The 23,304-nt window shown below is 71.2% G+C and carries 20 protein-coding genes; 6 read left to right on the plus strand and 14 right to left on the minus strand.

Annotation, left to right across the window (positions count from 1 at the left end; translation table 11 throughout):
- Positions 1-58: 58 nt before the first annotated feature.
- Positions 59-1,429 carry a glutamate--tRNA ligase gene (gltX, locus tag ACWCWD_RS03105; protein WP_450770349.1) on the minus strand — a complete coding sequence of 457 codons (1,371 nt, stop codon included), beginning with the start codon at positions 1,427-1,429 and terminating at the stop codon, positions 59-61.
- A 280-nt stretch (positions 1,430-1,709) separates the two neighbouring features.
- Here gltX and ACWCWD_RS03110 point away from each other — a divergent pair, with 280 nt between their 5' ends.
- Positions 1,710-2,867: a helix-turn-helix transcriptional regulator gene (locus tag ACWCWD_RS03110; protein ID WP_450769810.1), complete on the plus strand. Its 1,158-nt coding sequence runs from the start codon at positions 1,710-1,712 to the stop codon at positions 2,865-2,867.
- 208 nt (positions 2,868-3,075) lie between these two features.
- Here the strand turns inward: ACWCWD_RS03110 and metG are convergent, their stop codons facing one another.
- Positions 3,076-4,821, minus strand: a complete 1,746-nt coding sequence (gene metG, locus ACWCWD_RS03115; RefSeq protein ID WP_450769811.1) for a methionine--tRNA ligase — start codon at positions 4,819-4,821, stop codon at positions 3,076-3,078.
- 452 nt (positions 4,822-5,273) lie between these two features.
- On the opposite strand from metG, the gene ACWCWD_RS03120 reads away from it, so the two are divergent.
- The gene (locus ACWCWD_RS03120; RefSeq protein WP_450769813.1) at positions 5,274-6,068 is read left to right on the plus strand and encodes an SGNH/GDSL hydrolase family protein; all 795 of its coding nucleotides are present in this window, start codon (positions 5,274-5,276) and stop codon (positions 6,066-6,068) included.
- A 179-nt stretch (positions 6,069-6,247) separates the two neighbouring features.
- On the opposite strand, the gene ACWCWD_RS03125 is transcribed toward ACWCWD_RS03120, so the two are convergent.
- Both ACWCWD_RS03125 and ACWCWD_RS03130 read right to left on the minus strand, forming a co-directional pair.
- Positions 6,248-6,694 (minus strand): nuclear transport factor 2 family protein, encoded by a 447-nt coding sequence (locus ACWCWD_RS03125; protein ID WP_450769815.1) that lies wholly within the window; start codon positions 6,692-6,694, stop codon positions 6,248-6,250.
- Positions 6,695-6,756: 62 nt separating this feature from the next.
- On the minus strand, positions 6,757-7,569 hold the full coding sequence (locus tag ACWCWD_RS03130) for an alpha/beta fold hydrolase (protein WP_450770350.1): 813 nt from the start codon (positions 7,567-7,569) through the stop codon (positions 6,757-6,759).
- A gap of 215 nt (positions 7,570-7,784) precedes the next feature.
- On the opposite strand from ACWCWD_RS03130, the gene ACWCWD_RS03135 reads away from it, so the two are divergent.
- Together ACWCWD_RS03135 and ACWCWD_RS03140 are read left to right on the plus strand one after the other, a co-directional pair.
- On the plus strand, positions 7,785-9,656 hold the full coding sequence (locus ACWCWD_RS03135; protein ID WP_450769816.1) for a S9 family peptidase: 1,872 nt from the start codon (positions 7,785-7,787) through the stop codon (positions 9,654-9,656).
- A 97-nt stretch (positions 9,657-9,753) separates the two neighbouring features.
- Positions 9,754-10,647 carry an SURF1 family protein gene (locus ACWCWD_RS03140; RefSeq protein ID WP_450769817.1) on the plus strand — a complete coding sequence of 298 codons (894 nt, stop codon included), beginning with the start codon at positions 9,754-9,756 and terminating at the stop codon, positions 10,645-10,647.
- Between the two features lie 52 nt (positions 10,648-10,699).
- Here the strand turns inward: ACWCWD_RS03140 and ACWCWD_RS03145 are convergent, their stop codons facing one another.
- From ACWCWD_RS03145 to ACWCWD_RS03170, 6 genes are all read right to left on the minus strand, one after another.
- Positions 10,700-12,193: a hypothetical protein gene (locus tag ACWCWD_RS03145; protein WP_450769818.1), complete on the minus strand. Its 1,494-nt coding sequence runs from the start codon at positions 12,191-12,193 to the stop codon at positions 10,700-10,702.
- Positions 12,190-12,774: a SigE family RNA polymerase sigma factor gene (locus tag ACWCWD_RS03150; protein ID WP_450770352.1), complete on the minus strand. Its 585-nt coding sequence runs from the start codon at positions 12,772-12,774 to the stop codon at positions 12,190-12,192. The genes ACWCWD_RS03145 and ACWCWD_RS03150 overlap by 4 nt, the downstream gene beginning before the upstream one ends.
- A gap of 552 nt (positions 12,775-13,326) precedes the next feature.
- The gene (locus tag ACWCWD_RS03155; RefSeq protein ID WP_450769820.1) at positions 13,327-14,406 is read right to left on the minus strand and encodes an aspartate-semialdehyde dehydrogenase; all 1,080 of its coding nucleotides are present in this window, start codon (positions 14,404-14,406) and stop codon (positions 13,327-13,329) included.
- Complete coding sequence (locus ACWCWD_RS03160) at positions 14,403-15,674, minus strand: aspartate kinase (RefSeq protein ID WP_450769822.1); 1,272 nt, start codon at positions 15,672-15,674, stop codon at positions 14,403-14,405. The genes ACWCWD_RS03155 and ACWCWD_RS03160 overlap by 4 nt, the downstream gene beginning before the upstream one ends.
- 233 nt (positions 15,675-15,907) lie before the next feature.
- Entirely contained in the window at positions 15,908-17,158 is a 1,251-nt protein-coding gene (locus ACWCWD_RS03165) for a hypothetical protein (protein WP_450769824.1), read from the minus strand.
- A 602-nt stretch (positions 17,159-17,760) separates the two neighbouring features.
- A complete protein-coding gene (locus tag ACWCWD_RS03170; protein WP_450769826.1) occupies positions 17,761-18,450 on the minus strand; it encodes a TetR/AcrR family transcriptional regulator in 690 nt (229 codons plus the stop codon).
- 108 nt (positions 18,451-18,558) lie between these two features.
- Between ACWCWD_RS03170 and ACWCWD_RS03175 the strand changes: the two genes are divergently transcribed.
- Positions 18,559-19,323: an SDR family NAD(P)-dependent oxidoreductase gene (locus tag ACWCWD_RS03175; RefSeq protein ID WP_450769827.1), complete on the plus strand. Its 765-nt coding sequence runs from the start codon at positions 18,559-18,561 to the stop codon at positions 19,321-19,323.
- Positions 19,324-19,412: 89 nt separating this feature from the next.
- Here ACWCWD_RS03175 and ACWCWD_RS03180 read toward each other — a convergent pair whose 3' ends face one another.
- The 3 genes from ACWCWD_RS03180 to ACWCWD_RS03190 all read right to left on the minus strand — a co-directional run bounded on the left by ACWCWD_RS03180 (position 19,413) and on the right by ACWCWD_RS03190 (position 21,205).
- Entirely contained in the window at positions 19,413-20,072 is a 660-nt protein-coding gene (locus ACWCWD_RS03180; RefSeq protein WP_450769829.1) for a DUF5063 domain-containing protein, read from the minus strand.
- Between the two features lie 62 nt (positions 20,073-20,134).
- Positions 20,135-20,734 (minus strand): recombination mediator RecR, encoded by a 600-nt coding sequence (gene recR, locus ACWCWD_RS03185; RefSeq protein ID WP_450769830.1) that lies wholly within the window; start codon positions 20,732-20,734, stop codon positions 20,135-20,137.
- Between the two features lie 135 nt (positions 20,735-20,869).
- On the minus strand, positions 20,870-21,205 hold the full coding sequence (locus ACWCWD_RS03190) for a YbaB/EbfC family nucleoid-associated protein (protein ID WP_387371182.1): 336 nt from the start codon (positions 21,203-21,205) through the stop codon (positions 20,870-20,872).
- A 368-nt stretch (positions 21,206-21,573) separates the two neighbouring features.
- Here ACWCWD_RS03190 and ACWCWD_RS03195 point away from each other — a divergent pair, with 368 nt between their 5' ends.
- A complete protein-coding gene (locus ACWCWD_RS03195) occupies positions 21,574-22,374 on the plus strand; it encodes an SLATT domain-containing protein (RefSeq protein ID WP_450769832.1) in 801 nt (266 codons plus the stop codon).
- 75 nt (positions 22,375-22,449) lie between these two features.
- Here the strand turns inward: ACWCWD_RS03195 and ACWCWD_RS03200 are convergent, their stop codons facing one another.
- Positions 22,450-23,100, minus strand: coding sequence for a hypothetical protein (locus ACWCWD_RS03200; RefSeq protein WP_450769834.1), 651 nt, complete (start codon positions 23,098-23,100; stop codon positions 22,450-22,452).
- Positions 23,101-23,304: the final 204 nt, after the last annotated feature.

Below are 23,304 nucleotides of genomic sequence, written 5' to 3' on the forward strand. Positions count from 1 at the left end.
CTTGAACGCAACGGTACAAGAAGTACGGGGCGGACGGTGGGGCCCGCCCGTACCGGATTTACGCCTGTGCGGCCAGCCTCCGGGAAGCAGCGTCCAGCCGGCCGAGGACCCGCTCGCGTCCGAGGAGTTCCATGGACTCGAAGAGCGGCAGCCCGACCGTACGGCCGGTGAGGGCGACGCGGATGGGCGCCTGGGCCTTGCCCAGCTTCATCCCGTGCTGCTCACCGACCGCGACCAGCGCCGACTTCAGGTCGTCCGCCTGCCACGGAGTGGTTTCCAGCGCTCCACGGGCGTCCCGCAGAATGGCGTCCGCGCCGGGCTTCATCGCCTTGGTCCAGGAGGCTTCGTCGCGGACCGGCTCGTCCAGGAAGAGGAAGTCGACGCAGGCGGTGATCTCGGAGAGGACCGTCAGCCGGGTCTGCGCGAGCGGGGCCGCCGCCTCGAAGACGGCCGTGTCGAAGGCATCCGGGGCCCAGGGGGCGTGCGGGGCGATCAGCCACGGTGCGCAGGCCGCGGCGAACTGCTCCGGCGCGAGGGCACGGATGTACTCGCCGTTGAAGGCGGTCAGCTTCTTCACGTCGAAGAACGCCGGTGAGGTGTTGACGTCCTCGATGCGGAAGAGCTGCTCCATCTCCTCGTAGGGGAGGATCTCCCGGTCTCCGCCGGGACCCCAGCCGAGCAGCATGAGGTAGTTGACCATCGCCTCGGGGAGGAAGCCCTCGGCGAGGTAGTCCTCCAACGCCACCTTGTCGCGGCGCTTGGAGAGCTTCTGGCGCTTCTCGTTGACGATCACCGGGAGGTGCGCCCAGCGGGGCGGTTCGGCGCCGAGCGCTTCCCACAGCAACTGCTGCTTCGGGGTGTTGGAGAGGTGCTCCTCGCCCCGGACCACCAGGGTGACGCCCTCGTCGAGGTCGTCCACGACGTTGGCGATCAGGAAGACCGGGGAGCCGTCGCCCCTGGCGATCACGAAGTCCTCGATGGCGCTGTTCGGGAACGCGGGCTCGCCGCGCACCAGGTCGACCACGACGGTCTCGCCCTCGTCCGGGGTACGGAAGCGCAGCGCCCGCCCTTCCTCGTGGGCCAGGCCGCGGTCACGGCAGAAGCCGTCGTATCCGAGGTGCTCCGAGCCGGTGCGTTCCTTGAGCTGCTCACGCGTGCAGTCGCAGTAGTACGCGCGGCCGGCGTCGTACAGCCGCAGCCCGGCCTCGGTATGGCGGGCGGCGTTGTGCGACTGGAAATAAGGGCCCTCGAAGGCGGGATCGTCCTCGTGGATGCCGATCGCGGCCAGGGCGTTGATGATGCCGTCGGTCCACTCGGGCTTGTTGCGCGCCGCGTCGGTGTCTTCGACGCGCAGGACGAAGGTGCCGCCCGACTGTCGGGCCACGGCCCAGTTGTAGAGGGCGGAGCGGGCTCCGCCGACATGGAACATGCCGGTGGGGGACGGGGCGAAACGGACACGGACCGGAGCATCAGACATACCGCCCACCCTACCGACGGGCCGTGAGCCCCGGGCAGCCGCTGTCCACAGATCTACTCCGCGAGATGACCAACAGATATCCTGATCAGCACAATTGCGCGGGCGGCAGCAAGGGGGCGGGGACCATGTTCGAGCCCACACCCGGCCGGAGACCCCGCTGAACGCCACCGGGTTCCGCCCGGCGGGCGGCGTGTCCGGCGAGCCGGACGCCGGGGAAACCGGGGAGTCCGGGATGCCCGGGGAGACCTGGAATTCCGGGGAGACCGGGGCGACCGGGGAGACCGGGAACGCGCTGCTCACGCTCCTCGGGCTCGACCCGCTGGAGGACGCCCTCTACCGGCTCCTGGTGGACCGCCCGGACAGCGAGCCCGCGCTGCTGACCAAGGAACTGGCCGCTCCCCTCACCGCCGTACGCGACGCCCTGGAGTCCCTGGTGGTGCGCGGCCTCGCCAGCTCCGCCTCCCCCGGAGGAGGCGTACCGCGCTACCGGGCGACCTCCCCCGTACTCGCCCTCGGCCCGCTGCTGGAGTCCCGACGGTCCTCCCTGCACCAGGTCGAGTCCTTGATGGCCGCCCTCGCCGAGCGGCACCGCTCCGCCCAGGCCCACGCGTCGGGGGCCCCGGTCGAGGTGCTTTCGGGGGCGGCGGCCATCCGCCGCAGGCTGCTGCTGATGCAGGAGCAGGCCACCAGCGAGGTGTGCAACCTGATGCCGCTCGCGCAGCCGGAGCACTCCGTGATCACGCACGAGGACAACCACGCGGAGATCGAGGGCGTCCTCATGCGGCGCGGGATCGCGCTGCGGTCCGTCATCGAGCGCGACTGGCTGGACAGCCCGGGAATCTCGAAGGCCCTGGACGCCTACGTCTCCCAGGGCCAGCAGATCTCCGTGGTGGACAAACTCCCGATCAAGCTGGTCATCGTCGACCGGCAGGTCGCGCTGCTCCCGCTCGATCCGGAACGCGAGGAGATCGAGCCGGTCGCTCTCGTGGTCCACCGCACCGGGCTGCTCGTCGCCCTCAGCTCCCTCTTCGAGGCGCAGTTCGAGCGGGGCACGCTGCTGCGCCCCGCCGGTACGGCCTCGGTTCCCGAGGACGCCTCCGGCACCCTCCCCGATCCCATCGACCGCAGAATCCTCGCCCTGCTGCACCTCGGGCTGACGGATTCAGCCATCGCCCGACAGCTCGGCATGGGCCATCGCACCGTGCAACGCCGCCTCCAGAGGCTCATGGCGCAGGTGAGGGCGTCCACGCGTTTCCAGCTCGGGTGGCACGCGGCGCGGAACGGCTGGCTGGAGAACGCACCGCCCGTTCCGGGCGAGGACCAGACGCCGCCGGTCCCGTCGGCGCCAGAGGTGCCGCAGGTTCCGCAGGTGGAGCACGGCGATTCCTGAGGCGCATTTACGCCCTGGCGCCTTCACGCCAAGGCCAACTCCTGTACGGGACGTGAAGGATGGCGAACGATCTAGGGGTCGGGCACAGGGACTCCCCATAGCCCCTGCGCCCGGCCCCTCCTCATGCGCCCTGCCCCTCCTCTGCGCCCGGCCGTTCCCCCAGCGCCCGGCCGTTCCCCGCGCCCGGCAGCTGCGGACGGCGGGCGGGTCAGGCGCCGAAACGGGTGCGGTACGACTCCAGGTCCTCGTCCGTGATCTTGGAGAAGAGCAGCGGCGGCACCGAGAAGGGGGTTCCGGCCGGCAGGAAGTCCAGCGTCCGGGCCTCGTCCGCCGTGACCCAGGTCGCGTCGGCCCACCCGCCCGGTCCGCCTTCCACCGGAGTGAACACGGCGCGCAGGGCCTCGGCCGTGGCCGGTACGACGGGTTCGGAGACGATCGCGTGCAGCCGGACGAGGTTCATGGCCGTACGCAGGGTGAGGGCCGCGCCCTCCGGGTCGGTCTTCGCCTCCCGCCAGGGCTCCTTCTCGGCGAGGTAGGCGTTGCCCAGCGCCCACAGGGACCGCAGGGCGGCGGCCGCCTTGCGGAAGTGGAGGCCCGACAGGTGCTCCTCGTACTCGGCGAGCAGCCGCGCGGCCTCGGCGCCGAGCCGCGCCTCCGGCTCGCCGGCGGCCCGTCCGGCCGGGACCGTGTCGCCGTACTTCTTCCGTGAGAGGGCGAGGGTGCGGTTGACGAAGTTGCCGAGGGTGTCCGCGAGGTCCTTGTTGACGGAGGCGGCGAAGTGCTCCCAGGTGAAGGCGGAGTCGTCGGATTCGGGGGCGTGGGCGACGAGGTAGTAGCGCCAGTAGTCGGCGGGCAGCACCTCCAGGGCGTCGGCGGTGAAGACCCCGCGCCGCGCGGAGGTGGAGAACTTCCCGCCGTAGTAGGTGAGCCAGTTGAAGCCCTTGACGATGTCGGCCTTCTTCCAGGGTTCACACACGCCGAGTTCGGTGGCGGGGAACATCACGGTGTGGAAGGGGACGTTGTCCTTTCCCATGAACTGGGTGTAGCGGACGGTGTCGTCGGCCTCGTACCACCAGCTCCGCCAGTCACGGCGAGGGAGGGAATCGCGGGGATCGACCGGGGCGGCCTCGGCCCACTCCTTCGTGGCGCCGATGTAGGCGATCGGGGCGTCGAACCAGACGTAGAAGACCTTGCCCTCGGCCGCCAACTCGGGCCAGGTGTCGGCCGGTACCGGAACGCCCCACTCCAGGTCACGGGTGATGGCCCGGTCGTGGAGGCCTTCGGTCAGCCACTTGCGCGCGATCGAGGCGGACAGGTGCGGCCAGCTGTCGGCCACGGCGTCGATCCACGCCTCGACCTCCTGCTGGAGCCGGGACTGGAGGAGGAAGAGGTGGCGGGTCTCGCGCACCTCCAGGTCGGTGGAGCCGCTGATGGCCGAGCGGGGGTGCAGCAGGTCGGCGGGGTCGAGGACGCGCGTGCAGTTCTCGCACTGGTCGCCACGTGCCCGTTCGTCCCCGCAGTGCGGACAGGTGCCTTCCACGTAGCGGTCCGGCAGGAAGCGCCCGTCCACGGGTGAGTACACCTGACGGACCGAGCGCTCCTCGATGAAGCCGTTCTCCTTGAGGCGGCGCGCGAAGTGCTGGGTGAGCTCGGCGTTCTGCGGCGAGGAACTGCGGCCGAAGTGGTCGAAGGAGAGGGCGTATCCGTCGTACACGGCCCTCTGCGCCGCGTGCGCCCGCGCGCAGAATTCGGCGACCGGGAGGCCGGCCGTGTGGGCGGCCAGTTCCGCCGGGGTGCCGTGTTCGTCGGTGGCGCAGATGAAGAGGACCTCGTGCCCGGTCAGCCGGAGGTACCGGGCGTACACGTCGGCCGGAAGCATCGACCCGACCATGTTGCCCAGGTGCTTGATCCCGTTGATGTACGGAAGGGCGCTGGTGATCAGGTGTCGGGCCATGGTGGTGCTTCCTTCTTCAGTCCGGTACGGGCCGGGCCGGCAGGACGTCGCACGGGTACACCACGGAGCGTGACCGCAGAACGGTGCACCCGGGTGGTACGGCCGTGGCGGGGGGTCCTCGGTGAGCGCCATCGTAGGCAGGGCGCGACCCACTCGTGCGAGTGGTTTTTGGCGGCCCGTCAGGACTCCGCAGACACCCGAACGCGTCAGGGAACCCCACCGGACGTCGCTTCGCCCGACAGCGCGCACTCCCGCACTGCGCCCCCAAGTGCCCCGATTTTGACCGGTGTTCAGGGTTTATCTACGCGCGGAGCTACGCCCACCGAACGATCATTCGGGCATATCAGACGACTTCTCGCGCGGCCGCTACCGGTCGGTACTTCGAGCTGCTAAAAACTGGATGCGCCACGAACTCCCCTCGCACCCCCACCCTTCCGAAGGGGCCACCGGCCATGTCAGTGCGTAGATTCTGGGCATCCTTTTCCACTCTGGCCATCGCGGCCGTCGCCGCGCTGGGAGCCGCTCAGCCGGCCTCCGCGGCTACGGGCGGTTACGTCGCTCTCGGCGACTCCTACTCCTCCGGAGTGGGCGCCGGCAGCTACATCTCGGACAGCGGCGACTGCCACCGTTCGACCAAGGCGTATCCGTACCTCTGGGCCGCCGCCAACTCCCCTTCCTCCTTCGCCTTCGTCGCTTGCTCGGGCGCGACGACGTCGAGCGTCGCCGGCAGCCAGCTGAGCGCGCTCAGCTCGTCGACCGCACTGGTCAGCATCTCGGTGGGCGGCAACGACGTCGGCTTCGCCGATGTCATGCAGACCTGTGTCCTGTCGAGCGAGGCCACCTGCATCAGCAGCGTGAACGCGGCCGTCACCAAGGCGCAGAACGTCCTGCCGGGCAGCCTCGACTCCCTCTACGGCTCCATCCACGCCAAGGCCCCTTCGGCGCACGTGGTCGTGCTGAGCTACCCCCGCTTCTACAAGATCTCCGGCAGCTGCATCCTCGGCCTCAGCGAGAACGCGCGGAAGGCGATCAACAACGGTGCGGACGTACTGAACTCCGTCATCGCCAAGCGCGCGGCCAACGCCGGATTCACCTACTCCAGCGTGGTGGACGAGTTCACCGGCCATGAGCTCTGCTCGGGCGACGCCTGGCTCAACAGCGTCACGCTGCCGGTCTACAACTCCTACCACCCGAAGGCGGCCGGCCAGTCGGGCGGCTACCTGCCCGCCTTCCAGTCGGCGCTCTAGCGACGACGACCCGCGCAGCGCCACCCCCCACACGCACAGGGCTCCTCCGCCGCAGGCCGGCGCGGGGGCCCTGTGCCGTGCGACGCGCCGGGCCGTCAACACACCTGGTCGTCAACGCGTCGGGCCGTCGAACGCTCCGGGCCGTCGAACCCCGTTCACCGTCGGGGGCGTTGGGCCCGTCAGAAGCGCTCGACGAGGTATTCGCGCCCGGTCGGCGGCTCGTACGGCTCCGGCCAGAAGTCGGTGACGGCGGTGATACGACCCCTGGTGTCGAACGAGAAGAAGTGGATGCCGTCCAACTCCGCGCCTCCCACGCTGAAGAGCGTGCGCGCGGCGGCCTGGCCACCGAGCCCGGGCTCTCCCGCTCCGGCCGGGTGCTCGGGCAGGTCGGCCACGATCCGGTCGATGCGCACGTGCCAGTCGCCCGGGTACTCCCGGTTGAACCGGACGCATCTCTCCTTGCCCCGGACCACCTCGCGGGTCTGCGGCACTTCGTACACCACGTCGTCGTCGAGCGTGGCCGCGAACGTCTCCCAGTCACGGGCGTCGGCGGCGGTCCAGTACGTCTCCACGGCCTTGCGCAGAACAGCGGTCGAGACCGTGCCCGCGCTCATCTCTGCAGTCATGCAAGGAGTCTGAACCCCACCACTGACAATCGCTCTGACCTGCGAGGACGGCGGACAGCCCGCTACCCGGCAGGACGCGCGGGCGGCACCGCGGAAGCATCGGGGGCGGCCCCCTCGCTCCGGGCCCACCGCAGCGACTCGTCGATCGCGCGGGCCAGCGCCCCCGGGTCCACGGCGTGGGCCAGGTGCCCCTGCCCCGGCATCACCCGCACGCGCGCGCGGGGCATCGCTGCCGCGATCCGGGCGAACGGCTCCCCGTAGGGCGCGGTCCCCTCGTTGTCGCCGCCGAGCAGCAGCGTGACCGGCATGCGCAGGTCGCCGTAGCCCGGCAGGTCGGCGGGGTGGGCGTTGAGGGCGGCCAGCTCACGGGCGAGCGGTGCGGCCAGCGGGCGCAGCACCTGCCAGGTCGAGGTCTGCCTGAGCTCCGCCACGTAGGCGGCGGAGAAGCCGGAGACGTCCAGGTTCACGATCTCCACCGCCCGGTCCAGGTCTCCCGCGAGATCCGCCCGGTGGAGCGCCTCCAGCGCCTGGGCGCCGAAGGGGCGCACCACCGGCTCGTAGAGCGTGAGCGAGGAGATGGCGGGGTGCTTCCTCGCCGCCTCCAGGGCGATGAGTCCGCCGTAGCTCCAGCCGAACAGGTCCACCCCGCTGCCGGTGTCGAGTACGTCGAGCACGTGCGACAGGTCCTCGACCTCGGTGGAGACCGTGTACCCGCTACCCAGCGGTCCGCTGGGCCGGCGGCCACGCCGGTTGAGCACATGGACGGGGTGCGTGGTCCGCAGGGCGTCGACGACCGGCTGCCACGAGGCGGCGTCGGCCATGACCCCTGGAACGACCAGCAACGGACGCCCTCGTCCAGGTCGATGACTGATCATCAGATCCACGCCGTCACGGTTCACCTGCACGCGGAATCCCTCCTCGGGCTCTGGTTGCGGGAGTCTAACCACGGCCTGTCCACGGCTGTCCACGGCTGATCACGGCTGTCCACGGTCGGAACGCCGTAGGTCGGTCGCCAGGCATTCCCCGGAGTCGTTCCCGCCTTCCGGGAAGGGCCGTGCACCGGATCCTCACCATCGGGTTTGATGGGGGCATGAGTAGCGCAGAAGCCATGCCCGACTGGGAGAAGCGGTTCCGTGCACCGCGCGTCTCCCTGCCCGACTGGGCGGAGGACGCCCCGGACCGCAGCCTGTTCGTGTCCAATGCGACCGGTACGTACGAGATCTACGCATGGGACCGGAAGACCGGCGAGCAGCGCATGGTCACGGACCGGCCCGACGGAACCACGGACGCGGCGCTCTCGCCCGACGGCGAGTGGATCTGGTGGTTCGACGACGGCCGCAGCTCCGACGATCCGGACGCACCGTCGTACGGGGACGAGTTCGGGGTGTGGATGCGGCAGCCGTTCGGGGGCGGCGAGGACGTTCCGGCGGCGCCGGGTCTTGAGCCGTCGTATCCGGCGGGCCTCGCGATCGGGCGGGACGGCAGCGCGGTCGTCGGGCGGTCCACCGACGAGGACGGGACCACGATCCATCTGGCGCGGCCGGGTGGCGCGGAGGACGTGGAGATCTACCGGCACCGCGAGTCGGCCGGTGTCGGCGATCTGTCGTACGACGGCAGCCTGATCGCCCTGGAGCACACGGAGCACGGCGACGCGATGCATTCGGCGCTGCGGGTGGTACGGCCGGACGGCTCGACGGTGGCCGAGCTCGACGACACCGAGGGCGGTACGAAGGAGCTGGGTCTGGCGGTGATGGGGTTCGCTCCCGTCGCCGGTGACACCCGGCTGCTGGTCGGGCACCAGCGGCGGGGTCGCTGGGAGCCGATGATCTGGGACCCGGTCGCGGGCACGGAGACGGAGCTGGCGATCGATCTGCCCGGCGACGTGAGTGCCGAGTGGTACCCGGACGCCTCGGCGATCCTGGTCGAGCACGGCTTCGAGGCCCGCAGCGAGCTGTGGCGCCATGAGCCGGGCGGGTCGGCGCCGGTGCGGGTGGAGACGCCCGCCGGTTCGGTGTCGGGTGCCACGGCCCGCCCGGACGGGACGGTGGAGTACCTCTGGTCCTCGGCGGCCCTGCCGCCGGTCGTCCGCTCGACCACGGGTGCGGTGGTGCTGGACCCGCCGGGGATGAAGGCCCCCGGCTCGGTGCCGGTGCGGGACGCGTGGGTGGAGGGGCCGGGCGGGCGGGTGCACGCGCTGGTGCAGACACCGGCGTCGGGCGAGGGCCCGTTCCCGACGGTCTTCGAGATCCACGGCGGGCCGACGTGGCACGACAGTGACGCGTTCGCGTCCGGCCCGGCGGCCTGGGTGGACCACGGCTTCGCGGTCGTACGGGTGAACTACCGGGGCTCGACGGGGTACGGCCGGGCCTGGACCGACGCGCTGAAGCACCGGGTCGGGCTGATCGAGCTGGAGGACATCGCGGCGGTCCGGGAGTGGGCGGTCGAGTCGGGTCTCGCCGATCCGGACCGGCTGATCCTGGCCGGTGGGTCCTGGGGCGGTTATCTGACCCTGCTGGGTCTCGGCACCCAGCCGGACGCCTGGGCCCTGGGGCTGGCGGCCGTCCCGGTCGCGGACTACGTCACGGCGTACCACGACGAGATGGAGGCCCTGAAGGCGATGGACCGGACCCTGCTGGGCGGCACCCCGGAGGAGGTCCCCGAGCGGTTCGAGGCGTCGTCGCCGCTGACGTACGTGGACGCGGTGCGTGTGCCGGTCTACATCTCGGCGGGCGTCAACGATCCGCGCTGTCCCATCCGTCAGTTGGAAAACTACGTGGACCGGCTCAAGGCCCGCGGCGCGGTGCACGAGGTCTACCGCTACGACGCGGGTCACGGCTCTCTCGTGGTGGAGGAGCGGATCAAGCAGGTGGGTCTGGAGCTGGACTTCGCGCTGCGGCATCTGCCGAAGCCCGCACGGGAAACGGCCTCGACGACCACCGCGACGACGGCCTCGGAGAAGTAGCCGGACACCCGCACCGGGACCGGGGCGCGCCCGTAAGGGCCGGATAAATGGGCGCCCCCGCTCCCGGCCGGCCGGGCGGGGACCGTACGGTAAAGGGGTGTACCGGTTCCTGCTGACCCCGCGATGGTGGGGGATCAACCTCTTCGTCGTGCTGGCCATTCCGTTCTGCGTGTTCATGGGCACCTGGCAGCTCGGCCGCTTCGAGGACCGCGTGCAGTCGCACGAACAGGCCGAGAAGCAGCCGGCCCCGGGCACCCGCCAGGCGAAGCCGCTGGACTCGCTGCTGCCCGTGGACACCGTCACGTCGGGCCGTCCCGCCACGGCGACGGGGACGTTCGCGGACCAGTTCCTGGTCCCTGGGCGCGAGCTGGACGACCGTAACGGCTTCTACGTCCTGGACCTGCTGCGTACGGACGGCGGCAAGGCGCTGCCCGTCGTGCGCGGCTGGATGCCCGGCGAGCCGGAGCGCGCGCGGGAGAACAACACGGTTCCCCCGGCGCCCACCGGTGAGATCACGGTGACCGGTGACCTCCAGGCGTCGGAGAGCGCCACCAGCTCCGGTGTGAACAACGCGGGCGGCCTTCCCGACGGGGAGCTCGGCATCATCAGCGCGGCGACGCTGGTGAACCTCGTGCCGTACGACGTGTACGACGCCTGGGTCACGCTCCCCGCGAGCGGCATCGGCGGCGCGGACGACTCCGGCAACGGCATGAAGGCGGTTCCGGCGGCGGCGGTGGAGGGCAGCGGTCTCGACCTGAAGGCCTTCCAGAACCTGGGCTACACCGGGGAGTGGTTCGTCTTCGCCGCGTTCGTGCTCTTCATGTGGTTCCGTCTGCTGCGGCGCGAGGCCGAAGCGGCCCGGGACATCGCCCTGGGCCTGGTCCCCGACCCGGCCGCCGCCGCCCGACCGGCGCCGGTAGCTCCTGAACCGGGTGCTGAACCGGGTGAACGCGTCGGCACCGCGTCCGGGACTCCGCCGCGCAGCGGATGACCCCGAGCCGGCCCTCCGCGCGAGGCAGTCGGCTCCTACTGCTGCTCGGCTCCTACGGCTCCGCGACGATGCCCGTCCGGTAGATCGTGCCCGCGCAGGCGTTGCTGATCGTGGTCTCGCCGGTCGGCGCGCCCGCTTCCGGGGTGTGCGTCACGGCGATGGATCCCTCGGCCGGGGCGGCGTCGTCCGGCAGCGACTGCGTCTCCACGCTCGCCGGCTGGTCCTCCACGGCGCCCGCGCCCGGCGGTGTGGTCCCGGTCGGCGTGGGTGTGGGGGCGGTGTCCGTGGGACAGGTGTCGGTCGGTACGAAGGCGAACCGCACCTCGTACGACATCTCGGGCCTCAGCAGCACCGCCGCGGGCTCGACGGCGGGGTCGGGCAGTCCGGCGGCGGGGTCGCCCATCACGTGCTGCACGACCTGGATCTTCGTCGCGTCGGCGGCGCCGGACACGGTGAAGCCCACCGTGCCCGGGCTGCTGACCGAGCAGTTCGCGGCGGACCGGTTGGCGATGCGGAAGGTCCCGTAGACCGTGCCGTTCGAGTCCGCCGTTCCGGTGGACGCCGAGACGACGCCGAGCTGGCCGGGCCCGCAGGCGGGCAGGGCGGCGATCGAGGCGAGCTCTTCCTGGCTGACGGCTCCGGAGTGCGTGCTGCCGGGGTCGGCCGGGTCCTCGCTCGCGGACGGGGTACCGCCGAGGTCGGGCGTTCCCTCGTGCGGGCCGCTCGTCCCCTGCGCGGGCTGTCCGTCGCTCGGCTTCTCCCCCACCGCCGCCCCGGAGGCGTCGCCCTGCTGGCTCTGGGAGTTCGTGGTGTGTCCGGCGAGCGTGGGCGCTGCGGCGGCCGCGTTCCCGGAGCTTGCCACGTGGACGAAGGCGGGCACGGCGGTACCGATCAGCAGGGCCGCGGCGGCCGCGCCGACGACCGCCTGGCGGCGGCGCGCCCGACGGGCGGGTATGGCCCGGTGCAGGTGCTCCAGTGCGTTCTCGGTGGGTTCAAGGTCGCGAACGGCTCCCCGCAGCAGGTTCCGCAGCAGCTGTTCGTCGGCCGTGTCGCCGTCGTCGGCGTTCGGGTCACCGGCGTTCGGGTCACCAGCGTTCGGGTCACCGCTGCTCGGGCTTCTGCCGTCGGCGCCGAAGCCGGCGCCGAAGCCGGCGCCGGCGGCTCCGGGGCGTGCCAGGAAGAGCGGGGTCCGTGGGGCCGGAGCGCCCGCCCCGGAAGCCTCGTCGCGGGAGCCGGCCGCCTCCTCGCGGGGGCGGGACAGGCCGTCGAGCGCGCGGGGCGCCCTCTCGTGCCGGTCGGAGGCTTCGCCGCCCGTACGGCCGGGAGTCTCGTCGTACCGACCGGACGGTGTGCACTCCGGAGGGCCGTGCTCCTCGTCGGCTCCGAGGGTACGGCCGGTCGGCTCGGCGGCCTCCGCCGGGCGTTCGGGGCCGGAACTCGACTCCGGCCCATGGTCCGCCTTCGCCCCATGGCTCGTGTTCGGCCCGTGGTTCACAGTTCCGCTTCCCGTCCGGTCCGGCTCGTGGCTGAGGGGGCCGCCGCTCATGCCTGCGCCTCCATCACCAGGCGCAGAGCGGCGATCCCGCGCGAACCGTACGCCTTCACCGAACCGAGCGAGATACCGAGGGTGTCGGCCACCTGCGCTTCGGTCATGTCCGCGAAGTAGCGCAGCACCAGCACTTCCCGCTGGCGCCGCTGGAGGCCCTTCATCGCCTTGATCAGCGCATCCCGCTCCAGCTGGTCGTACGCCCCCTCCTCCGCGCTGGCCATGTCCGGCATGGGCTTGGAGAGGAGCTTCAGCCCGAGGATGCGGCGGCGCAGGGCGGAGCGGGAGAGGTTGACGACGGTCTGCCGGAGGTAGGCGAGCGTCTTCTCCGGTTCGCGCACACGGGTGCGGGCGGAGTGCACGCGGATGAACGCCTCCTGCACGACGTCCTCGCAGGAGGCGGTGTCGTCCAGCAGGAGCGCGGCGAGGCCGAGCAGCGAACGGTAGTGGGCGCGGTAGGTCTCGGTCAGATGGTCGACCGTCGTTCCGGCCGCCACCGCCTCTTCAGCACCCTCGCGCTGCGAGGGGAGCCGCACGGGGCTCGTCGTGCTCGCGGCGCCCAGCGGGGCGATCACCGGCATGCCGCCGACCGCGCGGGGCCTGCGGAGCGGGAGCACGGAGACCCCTCGCAAGGGGCCGACCACCGGGATTTCGAGAACCTCTGCCACGCAAGTTGGACACACTGCCCCCCGTCAGGGTTGTACGCGTGCGGCAGCGCGTTCAGCTCTGTGCGACTCGCCCTCATACGTACCCGCTCTTCCCCAATTGCCCTATTGGTGCGCCCGTCGCGCAAGAAGTGACGGCGAAGACGCCGAACTGCCGACTCACGGTTGCACAGGACCACAGGCTCATCGTCGGATATGACAACGCCCCAGCTCAAGAGGTTAAGGAAGCCGAATTGAACATGTGACCTTCACAGATCCCACAAAACTGTTTCGATGAGACATTTCGATAGCGTACGAATTTCTGCGGCCCTGAGGAGAGCCCGGGAGAGGGCCCGGAGAGAGCCGGGAGAGAGCCCGGAGAGGGCTGGAAGACGACCGGGAGACAGCCCCCGGCAGGCGAAGACGGCCCCCGAAAGATCATCCGAAACGGGCCCGGACCGAAACCGCGCGGCAAAACAGTGCCGGGATTCAGGACCCGCCCACGGAGGCCGCGAGGGATTCGGCGATCTGGGCCACATTCAGGGCCCCGCCTTTTCGCAGGTTGTCCCCGCAGAGGAACATCTCCAGGGCCTGCGGATCGTCCAGCGAGCGGCGTACCCGGCCGACCCAGGTGGGGTCGGTGCCCACCACGTCCGCCGGGGTCGGGAACTCACCCTCGGCGGGGCTGTCGACGAGTACGACGCCGGGGGCGGTGGCCAGGATCTCGTGGGCCCGGTCGACGGTGACCTCGTTCTCGAAGCGGGCGTGCACGGACATCGAGTGCGTGATGACGACGGGGACGTACACACAGGTGATGGCGGTGCGCAGGTCCGGCAGGCCGAGGATCTTGCGGCATTCCGCGCGGATGGAGAGTTCCTCGGAGGACCAGCCGTCGCCCGCGTCGCTGCCCGCCCAGGGCACGACGTTCAGCGCGACGGGGGCGGGGAACGGGCCTGCGGGCCGGTCGCCGAGGACGCGGCGTACGTCTCCGGGGCGGGTGCCCAGCTCCGTACCGGCGGCGAGGCTGCCGGCGACCAGGCCGAGCTCCTCGCGCAGGGCGGCGATGCCGTCGCGGCCCTGGCCACTCACGGCCTGGTAGGTGGAGACGGTCAGTTCGCGGAGGCCGAATTCGGCGTGCAGCGCGCCGACCGGGACGATCAGCGAGAGCGTGGTGCAGTCCGGCGAGGCCACGATCCCGCGCGGGCGGGTGCGGGCGGCGTGCGGGTTGACCTCGGGGACGACCAGCGGCACGTCCGGGTCGAGGCGGAAGGCGGCGGAGCCGTCGACGACCACGGCGCCCCGGGAGGCGGCGACGGGCGCCCAGAGGGCGGCGACCCGGTCGGGCACCAGGAAGACGGCGATGTCGACGCCGTCGAAGAGGTCCTCACCGATCGGGAGGACTTCCTTCTCCTCACCGCGTACGGCCAGCTTGCGGCCGGCCGAACGCGGGGAGGCGATCAGTTTCACCTCGCCCCAGACGTCCGCGTGCTGCGAAAGAATCTGGAGCATGACGCCGCCGCTCGCCCCGGTCGCACCGACGACCGCGAGCGAGGGGCGGCGTGCGGTCATCGGCCGGTGCCTCCGTAGACGACGGCCTCGTCGGTGTCGCTGTCGAGGCCGAAGGCGGTGTGCACGGCGCGGACGGCCTCGTTGACGTCGTCGGCGCGGGTGACGACCGAGATGCGGATCTCGGAGGTCGAGATCAGCTCGATGTTCACACCGGCGTCGGAGAGCGCCTCGAAGAATCCGGCGGTGACGCCCGGGTTGGTCTTCATGCCCGCGCCGACCAGCGAGATCTTGGCGATCTGGTCGTCGTAGCGCAGCGAGTCGAAGCCGATGGTGCCCTTGGCCCGCTCCAGGGCGTCGATGGCCTTGCGGCCCTCGGCCTTGGGCAGGGTGAAGGAGATGTCCGTCAGCCCCGTCGCGGCGGCGGAGACGTTCTGCACCACCATGTCGATGTTGACTTCCGCGTTGGCGATGGTGCGGAAGATCGCGGCGGCCTCACCCGGCTTGTCGGGGACGCCGACGACGGTGATCTTGGCCTCGGAGACGTCATGGGCGACTCCGGAGATGATCGCGTGCTCCACCTGCTGGTCCCCTTGCGGCTCGTTGCTGACCCAGGTGCCGCGCAGTCCGGAGAAGGACGAGCGGACGTGGATCGGGATGTTGTATCGGCGTGCGTACTCGACGCAGCGGTGCAGCAGCACCTTGGAGCCGGACGCGGCCAGCTCCAGCATGTCCTCGAAGGAGATCCACTCGATCTTCTGGGCCTTCTTGACGACCCGGGGGTCGGCGGTGAAGACGCCGTCCACGTCGGTGTAGATCTCGCAGACCTCGGCGTCCAGCGCCGCGGCGAGGGCGACGGCGGTGGTGTCGGACCCACCGCGGCCGAGGGTGGTGATGTTCTTGCCCTCCTGGCTCACACCCTGGAACCCGGCGACGATGGCGATGTTGCCCTCGTCGATCGAGGTCCGGATGCGGCCGGGCGTGACATCGATGATGCGCGCCTTGTTGTGGACGGAGTCGGTGATGACACCGGCCTGGCTGCCCGTGAACGACTGGGCCTCGTGACCCAGGTTTTTGATCGCCATGGCCAGCAGAGCCATGGAGATCCGCTCTCCGGCGGTCAGTAGCATGTCGAACTCACGCCCGGCAGGCATCGGCGATACCTGCTCGGCGAGATCGATCAGCTCGTCCGTCGTGTCGCCCATCGCAGACACCACGACAACCACCTGGTTGCCGTTCTTCTTGGCATCGACGACTCGCTTGGCGACGCGCTTGATGCCCTCGGCATCGGCTACGGATGAGCCTCCGTACTTCTGCACGACCAGGCCCACGTGCGCTCCTCGCTCATTCCGTTACTGCGGTCGGCTCAGTTTAACGAGCGGCCCGGAATCTCCCCGCCCTTACCAGATGGTGAGATGTCCCGCCCACCAAATGGTCCGGCGTGTCGACCCGAGCCGCTCGTACGGGGCCTATGCCCATCTCACCGGCCACCACGCGCGTCTGTGTTCCAGCCCACACGGTCCGCGCCGCCTCCGCAAGCCAGGAACCACCCGGGACCGGCCCCTCAGTACCGGCGCGGTACCGGCACCGTCGTCGGGCGGCCCGCCGCCGCGCGGAGTTCGGCGACCCGGGCGGCGACGTCCTGCTGCTGCCGGGGGCGGGCGAGGAAGGTGTCGGGTACGTCGCCGGTGGCGCCGCTCGCCTCGTCCTGGTCGATGGCGGTGCGGCAGTCTCCGCAGACCCCGTCGACCAGGGTCGTCGTGGTCTCGTCCTCGTCGCAGAAGAGGCACATCATCAGCGCCCCCGCGATCTCCTCGTGCGCCGCTTCGGGCCGTGCGTCGGGTGCGGGCTGCTGGGTGGGGGGCATCTTGTTCTCCAGTCGGTTCTGCAGGAAGGCAACGGCGGAGTGCACCGCCGGGGGAAGCCCCGACGAGAGGACGTGGGTGATCCGGTCGCGGTTCAGGCCCCGGGCCTGCCACTCGCCGACGAGGGGCTCCAGCGCGGTGCACTCGTCGCGGGAGAGCTGGAGCCGGGGGTCCCGGCCGCCGAGCGCGGCGAGCAGGTCGTACGCCTCCGAGCGGGGCGCCCCGGCCCCGGCCTCCAGGGCCAGGGCGGCGGCGGAACCCGGCGGCGGTGCGTCCATGCGGCCCGCCATCAGCTCGCCGAACGAGGTGACCACCGCGGCCACTTCACCGGTGCGCGCGGCGTCGGCCGGGGGCGCCGTCGGGGGCTCGGCGTCGGCAGGGGGCGCGGCAGGCTGCTGGGGCGGGGCCTCGGCCTCCGCCGGCCGGGCCGTGTACCAGGGGGCCGCGCCCGGCACCCGCGCGCCCGGGGCCGGGGTGCTCTGCGCGCCGGTGTTCCGCGCGCCGGTGTTCCGCGCGCCGGTGTCCGGCCTCGGACCGTCCACGTCCGGAACTCCCGCGTCCGGCACCACCGTCGGGGCGGGCAACTGGCCGGTCACGTCGATCCCGCGCACGAACCGTACGAACTCCGCCCACCAGGCGGCGTTCCGCGCGGTCCGGGAGAAGTAGGTCCGGGTCACCCAGTGCAAGGTGCCGTTGGCGCCGGTCAAGTGGACCTTGATGCGGCGGAGATGGCCCGCGCGGGTCAGCCGGTCGAGGGCGCTGCGGCAGGCCTGCTGGCCGTAGTCGGGGAGCTCTTCGGCGAGGGTCTTGTAGCCGATGGCGGCGCCTTCGGGCAGCCGGTCGATGTACGCACCGATGGCTGCCTCCCTCGGCGGGAGATGGCCGAAGTCGCGGGCCTGCCGGGGCGCTTGGTCGGGCGCGTGGCGCTTGCCGTACCCGGCTTTCGCCATGGGATGGCCAGGGGTGGACAGGGCAGCACTAATGTTGGCGCCAGCCATGAGGGATCGTCTCTTTCGAACGTTTGCGATCTCGCTTCGGTCAGACCCCGGCCGGTGTTTGCTGACACCACCGGGGTCGTCCGTTTTCTGAGGTTTGAGGTTGCTCAACGCGAACGTAGAGCGCCATCACGCTCCGGCGCAAGCCGATCACGGAAAGCCACTCCAAGTGCGTACACGCCCCCATCCGCCTGCTGACGCGCGGGACTTGGCCCGCTCGATGGGGAGGGTGGGTGGGTGGGATTCAACCTGACCACCCATTCCTACAGAAAGGGGCTCGAGGTTCGAGGCCCGGGGTTCGGAGCTCGTAACTCGGGGCTCGTGACTCGGTGCTCGGAGCGCGGGGCTTGAGCTCCGGGCGGACCTGCGGAAGAACGCCCGAGCCGAGCGGCAATCAACTGCCCCTGAAATCACTCGTCCGTGGACTCACTCGCCCTGCAGACACCCCTCGGGCGGTCGCTCACCGAGAGGCTGTCACCGATCGGCCGTGCCGGACCGACTCCGCACGGGAGTTGTCACCGACCGGCCGCCCCGGCCCCCTCGACGGAGCCGGAGCCCTAGACGGAGCCGGAGCCCTCACCAGAGCCTGAGCCCGAGCCTGAGCCCGAGTCGGGCCCCTGCCGCAGGGCCCCGGCCGCGATCCGCAGCGCGTCGCGCGCGACCTCGTCCAGGGTGCGGTCCGTCCGCTCCCGCTTCCAGGCGTACTCCTCGGCCGCGACCCGCAACGCGACGTTGATCATGGCGGCGGCGACCCGGGGTGCCAGCGCGTCCGGCGACTCCCCGGTGCGCTCGGCGAGGGCTTCCGCGAGGACCGGCTCGGCTTCCAGGTGGGTCTGGAGCCACACGGCCCGGAGTCCCGGTTCCGTACGGGTCAGCCTGACCAGGCTGAGTACGTCCTCCGAACCGGCGGTGGGGCGCATGGTGTCGGGCCGCATGGCCTCCAGTGCGTCGATCAGCGGTTCGTCGCCGGAGCTGTGCCGGAGCGCTTCGGCGAGCGAGTCGACGCCGACCGCGAGCAGCGGCTGTACGCACGCCTCCTTGGTCGGGAAGTACCGCCAGAGCGTGCGGGTCGAGACGCCTGCCTCGGCGGCGATCTCGTCGGCGGAGGTGGCGGCGACGCCCTTCTCCGCGAAGAGCCGCACCGCGACCTCCGCGATCTCCAGCCGAGTGGCCGCCTTGCGGCGCTCGGTCAGCGGCGGGCGGCCGGCGCGGACGGACTGCGCGGCAGAGGTCGGAGCGTCTCCCATGGCCCCAGCCTAACGATCTCCGCACTATGGCGCGGGATGACTTTCTGGCACTACGCGCCAAGAAACCGTACAGTCCGATACGGAACACCAACGCGAGGGAGCACCACCATGAGCACCAACGACTTCCAGGACCGCAGCGTCGTGGTCACCGGCGCGGGCTCCGGCATCGGCCGGGCCACCGCCCTCCAGTTCGCCGCCCGGGGCGCGAAGGTCCTCGTCGCCGACCTGGACAAGGCGCGGGCCGAACAGACCGTCGCCGACATCGCGGCGGACGGTGGCACGGCCGTCGCGGTGGTGGGCGACCTGAGCGAGCAGACCGTGGTGGACGAGGTCGTACGCACCTCCGTCGAGGCCCTCGGCGGCCTGGACGTGCTGGTCAACAACGCCGGAATCATGGACTCCATGTCGGCGGCGGCGGACGTCACGGACTCCGAGTGGGAGCGGGTCATACGCGTCAACCTCACCGCGCCGTTCCTGCTGACCCGGGCCGCGCTCCCGCACATGCTGGCGGCCGGAAAGGGCGCGATCGTGAACACCGCGTCGGAGGCGAGCCTGCGCGGCTCGGCGGCGGGCGCCGCGTACACCGCGTCGAAGCACGGCATCGCGGGTCTCACCAAGTCGACCGCCGTCATGTACCGCGCCCAGGGCGTCCGCACCAACGCCATCGCCCCCGGCGGCACCATCACCAACATCCAGGTGAACGCCGACCGCGACGCGCTCGGCCCGGCCGTCCTCGGCTCCTACATGGGCAACGTCGGCAAGCCCGCCTCCGCCGAGGAGCAGGCCGCGGCGATCGTCTTCCTCGCCTCGGACGCGGCGAGCAACATCAACGGCGTGATCCTCGCCGTCGACAACGGCTGGTCGGCGGTCTGACCCGCCGCCCGCGGCCGTACGGTCCGTGGGGCCCTGGCCCGTAAGGCTGGGGCTGCGCCCCGGGCCGTACGGTCCGTGGGGTCCGGCCGCTACTTCACCGGGCGAAGCCCCAGCGGCCCCGCGATCTCCTGGACCATGACCAGGCCCGCGGCCTCGGCGAGGTCGTCGTCGCCCGGGTCCTGGTCGGTGTCGAGCCCGTCCAGCTCCGCCAGCGGCTGGTTGAGGCGGATGTGCGCGATCAGCGACTGGAGGGCCCGCAGGGTCGCGGAGGCCGTCGAGCCCCAGTTGGAGAAGTACGAGAACTGCCACCACCACAGCGCCTCGGCCGTACGGTCCGCCTCGTAGTGGGCGAGACCGTGGCCGAGGTCGGTGACGAGGTCGGCCAGGTCGTCGGAGATCCGGTGCGGCACGGGCGCCTTGCGGGGCTCGTACGGGTCGAAGACCTCGGAGTAGACGTCGATCGGCTCCAGCAGGGCCGCGAACCGCTCCCGCAGGCCGTCCGCGTCCGGCTCGGCGCCGAGGTCGGGCTCGTACCGCTCGTCCGGGAGGATGTCCTCGTACGCGCCGAGCCGGCCGCCCGCGAGCAGCAGCTGGGAGACCTGGAGGAGCAGGACCGGAACGGCCTCCTCCGGCTCGTCGACCTTGGACACCTCGGTGACCGCGACGATGAACGTCTTGATCTGGTCCGCGATCTGGACGGCGAAGTCGTCCGGGTCCTGCGTGACGGAGTTCAGCGTGGCGTCAGACATCGAGGGAACCTCCGGTGGGCACCTGCACGAACGGTGACTGGAACCTCTGCAACGTACCCGCGTCAGACATCGAGAAGCCGTCTCCCCTCGAAGGCGCGGCCCAGGGTCACTTCGTCCGCGTACTCCAGGTCGCCGCCCACGGGCAGACCACTGGCGAGACGGGTGACACGGAGCCCCATGGGCTTGATCATCCGCGCCAGGTACGTCGCGGTGGCCTCGCCCTCCAGGTTCGGGTCGGTCGCCAGGATCAGCTCCGTGACGGAGCCGTCGGCGAGCCGGGTCAGCAGCTCGCGGATGCGCAGATCGTCGGGTCCGACGCCCTCGATGGGGCTGATGGCGCCGCCGAGCACGTGGTACCGGCCCCGGAACTCACGCGTCCGCTCGATCGCGACGACGTCCTTCGGCTCCTCGACCACGCAGATGACCGTCAGGTCGCGGCGGGTGTCGCGGCAGATGTTGCACTGCTCCTGCTGCGCGACGTTGCCGCAGATCGAGCAGAAGCGGACCTTGTCCTTGACCTCCAGGAGGGCATGGGCGAGGCGCCGCACATCGGTCGGCTCCGCTTGCAGAACGTGGAAGGCGATCCGCTGCGCGCTCTTGGGACCGACGCCCGGGAGCCTGCCCAGTTCGTCGATGAGGTCCTGAACAACGCCTTCGTACAACGGAACGCCTTTCCTTCAATTCCTGCTCGTACCGTAGTGGGTACGCGTGGGTACCAATAGGGGTGCCGACCGGCTCGACCGCCTCGGCGTCAGCGGGACCGCTCGCGCGTCAGCCGTCCCAGCGGCCGGGACGGCTCAGAACGGGAGTCCGGGCATGCCGCCCAGGCCCTGCGCCAGCGGGCCCAGCTTCTGCTGCTGGAGCGCGGTGGCGTTCTCGTTGGCCGCCTGGACCGCCGCGACGACGAGATCGGCCAGGGTCTCGGTGTCCTCGGGGTCCACCGCCTTGGGGTCGATCACGAGGGCGCGCAGTTCGCCGGAGCCGTTCACCGTGGCCTTGACCAGACCGCCGCCCGCCTGGCCCTCCACCTCGGTCCGCGCCAGCTCCTCCTGAGCCACCGCGAGATCCTGCTGCATCTTCTGGGCCTGCTGCAGCAGCTGCTGCATATTGGGCTGACCACCACCGGGAATCATGGTCACTCCTGGGCTTTTCGAGGGCGGATGTTTGGCTAAAACGAGCCTACGTGCTTGCCGGGTGCCCCGCTCCACCCATCGGAAGCAACTCTTTCGAGTGAGATTCTCGACCCCAGGAAAACGCCCTATACCTGACCAGAGGCCGTCAGCACGCTGTAATACCGCGATTTCGCTCCCACGGCCCACCATTCGGCGGTAGGAAGGGCATGCGTACCGCCACACACGATCGCACCGCCGGGCACGCAGAGTCAGCGCAGCCCGTGGGCGGAGCCGGCGCAGCGAGCCAGACGGCGGAGTCGGTGAGAGTCAGTGGAGATACCCGAGACAGACCCTCCGTAGTTCCACGCAGAGTGCAGAGGAGTGCCCCGGTGAGCCAGCCGGAGATGCCGCCCGAGGGGCCGCCCCGCAAGGAATCCGCTGCGGGGTCATCCGGTGACAGCACCGGAGTCACGCATTCCGCCCCGGAACCGGGCGGCCCGGCGGGACCGGGACGCGATCTCGCCGCGCGCCCGTTCCCGCTCGGCGACTGGGGCGAACCGGCCGAACGCCTCGACGAGCTGTACCGGTGGGTCGAGACGGGCGCGCTGGAGACGGCGGCCTGGTACCTGAGGGACCGCACCTGGAAGCGGCGCGGCGCACGCGGACTCCGCGTCGGCACCTCGGTCGGGGTCGTCGCGGGCGCGACGCTGCCGCTGCTCGACCTGACGGGCGCGCTGGAGGGCTCGGCGGGGTACGGCTACTTCTCGTTGCTGCTGGGGGCGGCCTGCATGGCCTGCGACCGGTACTTCGGCCTGACCTCCGGCTGGATAAGGGATCTGGCCACCGCGCAGGCCGTGCAGCGCAGGCTCCAGGTGCTCCAGTTCGACTGGGCCTCGGAGTCCGTACGCGAGGTGCTCGGCCCGACCGAGGGCACCGCGAGCGAGGCGGCCGAACGCTGCCTCGGGGTGCTGCGGCGCTTCTCCGAGGACATCACGGAGCTCGTACGGTCCGAGACGGCGGACTGGATGGTGGAGTTCCGCGCCGGGCCCGCCCCCATGGGGATGCAGTCCCTGGTGACGGGCGCCGGTATTGGCCGGGGCGAGCAGACCGGGCCACCGGGCCGCTTCTCGATGCCCGCGGTGACCCGGCCGAACATGCCCCGGCAACGGCCGCCGGAGCCGCCCCGGTGAGGGGCCCGGCCTCCGGGGGTTCCCGCTTCGGGGATTCCGTCTCCGGCGGTTTCGCTTCGGTGGGGGCGCGCTCCGTCAGCTGAAGATGATCATCGATCCCTGCGCGAGGCTGCGGGTCGCGGCCGCGTTCAGGCCCAGCCAGACGTGCCGCTCCCGGGCGAACGGGCTCACGTCGTACGCGATGGGGGCGGCCGGCTCCTCCAGTTCGGTGGGCCGGGTGGGCGGCGCGGGCGGGGCCGGCGGGTTCGCCGGGTCGATGCCGATGGCCGGGGCGACGAACTCCAGTTCGCGCAGCAGACCGTGCGAGGACCCGAGCGGTCCCCCGCCCTCCAGCAGCTCGTCGTTGGAGAGCGGAACGGGGAAGTCCACCGGGACGTACGCCCCCGCGTGGTCGAAGTGCCAGACCAGGTGCGACTGCTGCGCGCTCTGCTCGAACATCTCCAGGAGCTGTTCGTAGTCCCCGCCGAGTCCGTCGACGGGCGTGACCGCCAGCCCGCTGAGCTGGAGCAGATAGGCCCGGCGCAGATAGTGCAGCGCCTCGTAGTCGAACCCCGCGACGGGGGCCACGTCCCCGGTGAGGCCCGGCATGTACGCGTACACGGGGACGGGCGGCAGACCGGCCTCCCCCAGCGCGTTGTCGAAGACGGCGATCTCTTCGGCGAACGGGTTGTCGGGGCTGTGGCACAGCACATCGACGAGGGGGACGAGCCACAGGTCACAGGCCACGAAGTCTCGCTCTCACACGGGTTGGGCGCTCGTCGGGACAGCGTAATGCGGCAGGTGGGCCACGCACAGGGTCTCTGCGGTCACGGGACCAGGACGAATCCGGACACGGCGCGGGCACGACGCCTCACGGGCCGCAGGGGGCGTACCGGGTCACACGGGTCGCCGCACCGGGCCGATGCGCCAGGTTCGCTGCGCCGGATGGCT

It is taken from the genome of Streptomyces sp. NPDC001493 (genome assembly GCF_053597235.1).

Excerpts from the sequence above, each read along its gene's own strand:
- ACWCWD_RS03120 (WP_450769813.1), top strand. The coding sequence starts at position 5,274 with ATGTCAGTGCGTAGATTCTGGGCATCCTTTTCCACTCTGGCCATCGCG.
- gltX (WP_450770349.1), bottom strand. The coding sequence starts at position 1,429 with ATGTTCCATGTCGGCGGAGCCCGCTCCGCCCTCTACAACTGGGCCGTG.
- ACWCWD_RS03125 (WP_450769815.1), bottom strand. The coding sequence starts at position 6,694 with ATGACTGCAGAGATGAGCGCGGGCACGGTCTCGACCGCTGTTCTGCGC.
- ACWCWD_RS03165 (WP_450769824.1), bottom strand. The coding sequence starts at position 17,158 with ATGGCGAAAGCCGGGTACGGCAAGCGCCACGCGCCCGACCAAGCGCCC.
- ACWCWD_RS03170 (WP_450769826.1), bottom strand. The coding sequence starts at position 18,450 with ATGGGAGACGCTCCGACCTCTGCCGCGCAGTCCGTCCGCGCCGGCCGC.
- ACWCWD_RS03145 (WP_450769818.1), bottom strand. The coding sequence starts at position 12,193 with ATGAGCGGCGGCCCCCTCAGCCACGAGCCGGACCGGACGGGAAGCGGA.
- ACWCWD_RS03180 (WP_450769829.1), bottom strand. The coding sequence starts at position 20,072 with ATGTCTGACGCCACGCTGAACTCCGTCACGCAGGACCCGGACGACTTC.
- ACWCWD_RS03130 (WP_450770350.1), bottom strand. The coding sequence starts at position 7,569 with ATGATCAGTCATCGACCTGGACGAGGGCGTCCGTTGCTGGTCGTTCCA.
- ACWCWD_RS03150 (WP_450770352.1), bottom strand. The coding sequence starts at position 12,774 with ATGCCGGTGATCGCCCCGCTGGGCGCCGCGAGCACGACGAGCCCCGTG.
- ACWCWD_RS03135 (WP_450769816.1), top strand. The coding sequence starts at position 7,785 with ATGAGTAGCGCAGAAGCCATGCCCGACTGGGAGAAGCGGTTCCGTGCA.
- ACWCWD_RS03155 (WP_450769820.1), bottom strand. The coding sequence starts at position 14,406 with ATGACCGCACGCCGCCCCTCGCTCGCGGTCGTCGGTGCGACCGGGGCG.
- metG (WP_450769811.1), bottom strand. The coding sequence starts at position 4,821 with ATGGCCCGACACCTGATCACCAGCGCCCTTCCGTACATCAACGGGATC.
- ACWCWD_RS03175 (WP_450769827.1), top strand. The coding sequence starts at position 18,559 with ATGAGCACCAACGACTTCCAGGACCGCAGCGTCGTGGTCACCGGCGCG.
- ACWCWD_RS03190 (WP_387371182.1), bottom strand. The coding sequence starts at position 21,205 with ATGATTCCCGGTGGTGGTCAGCCCAATATGCAGCAGCTGCTGCAGCAG.
- ACWCWD_RS03110 (WP_450769810.1), top strand. The coding sequence starts at position 1,710 with ATGCCCGGGGAGACCTGGAATTCCGGGGAGACCGGGGCGACCGGGGAG.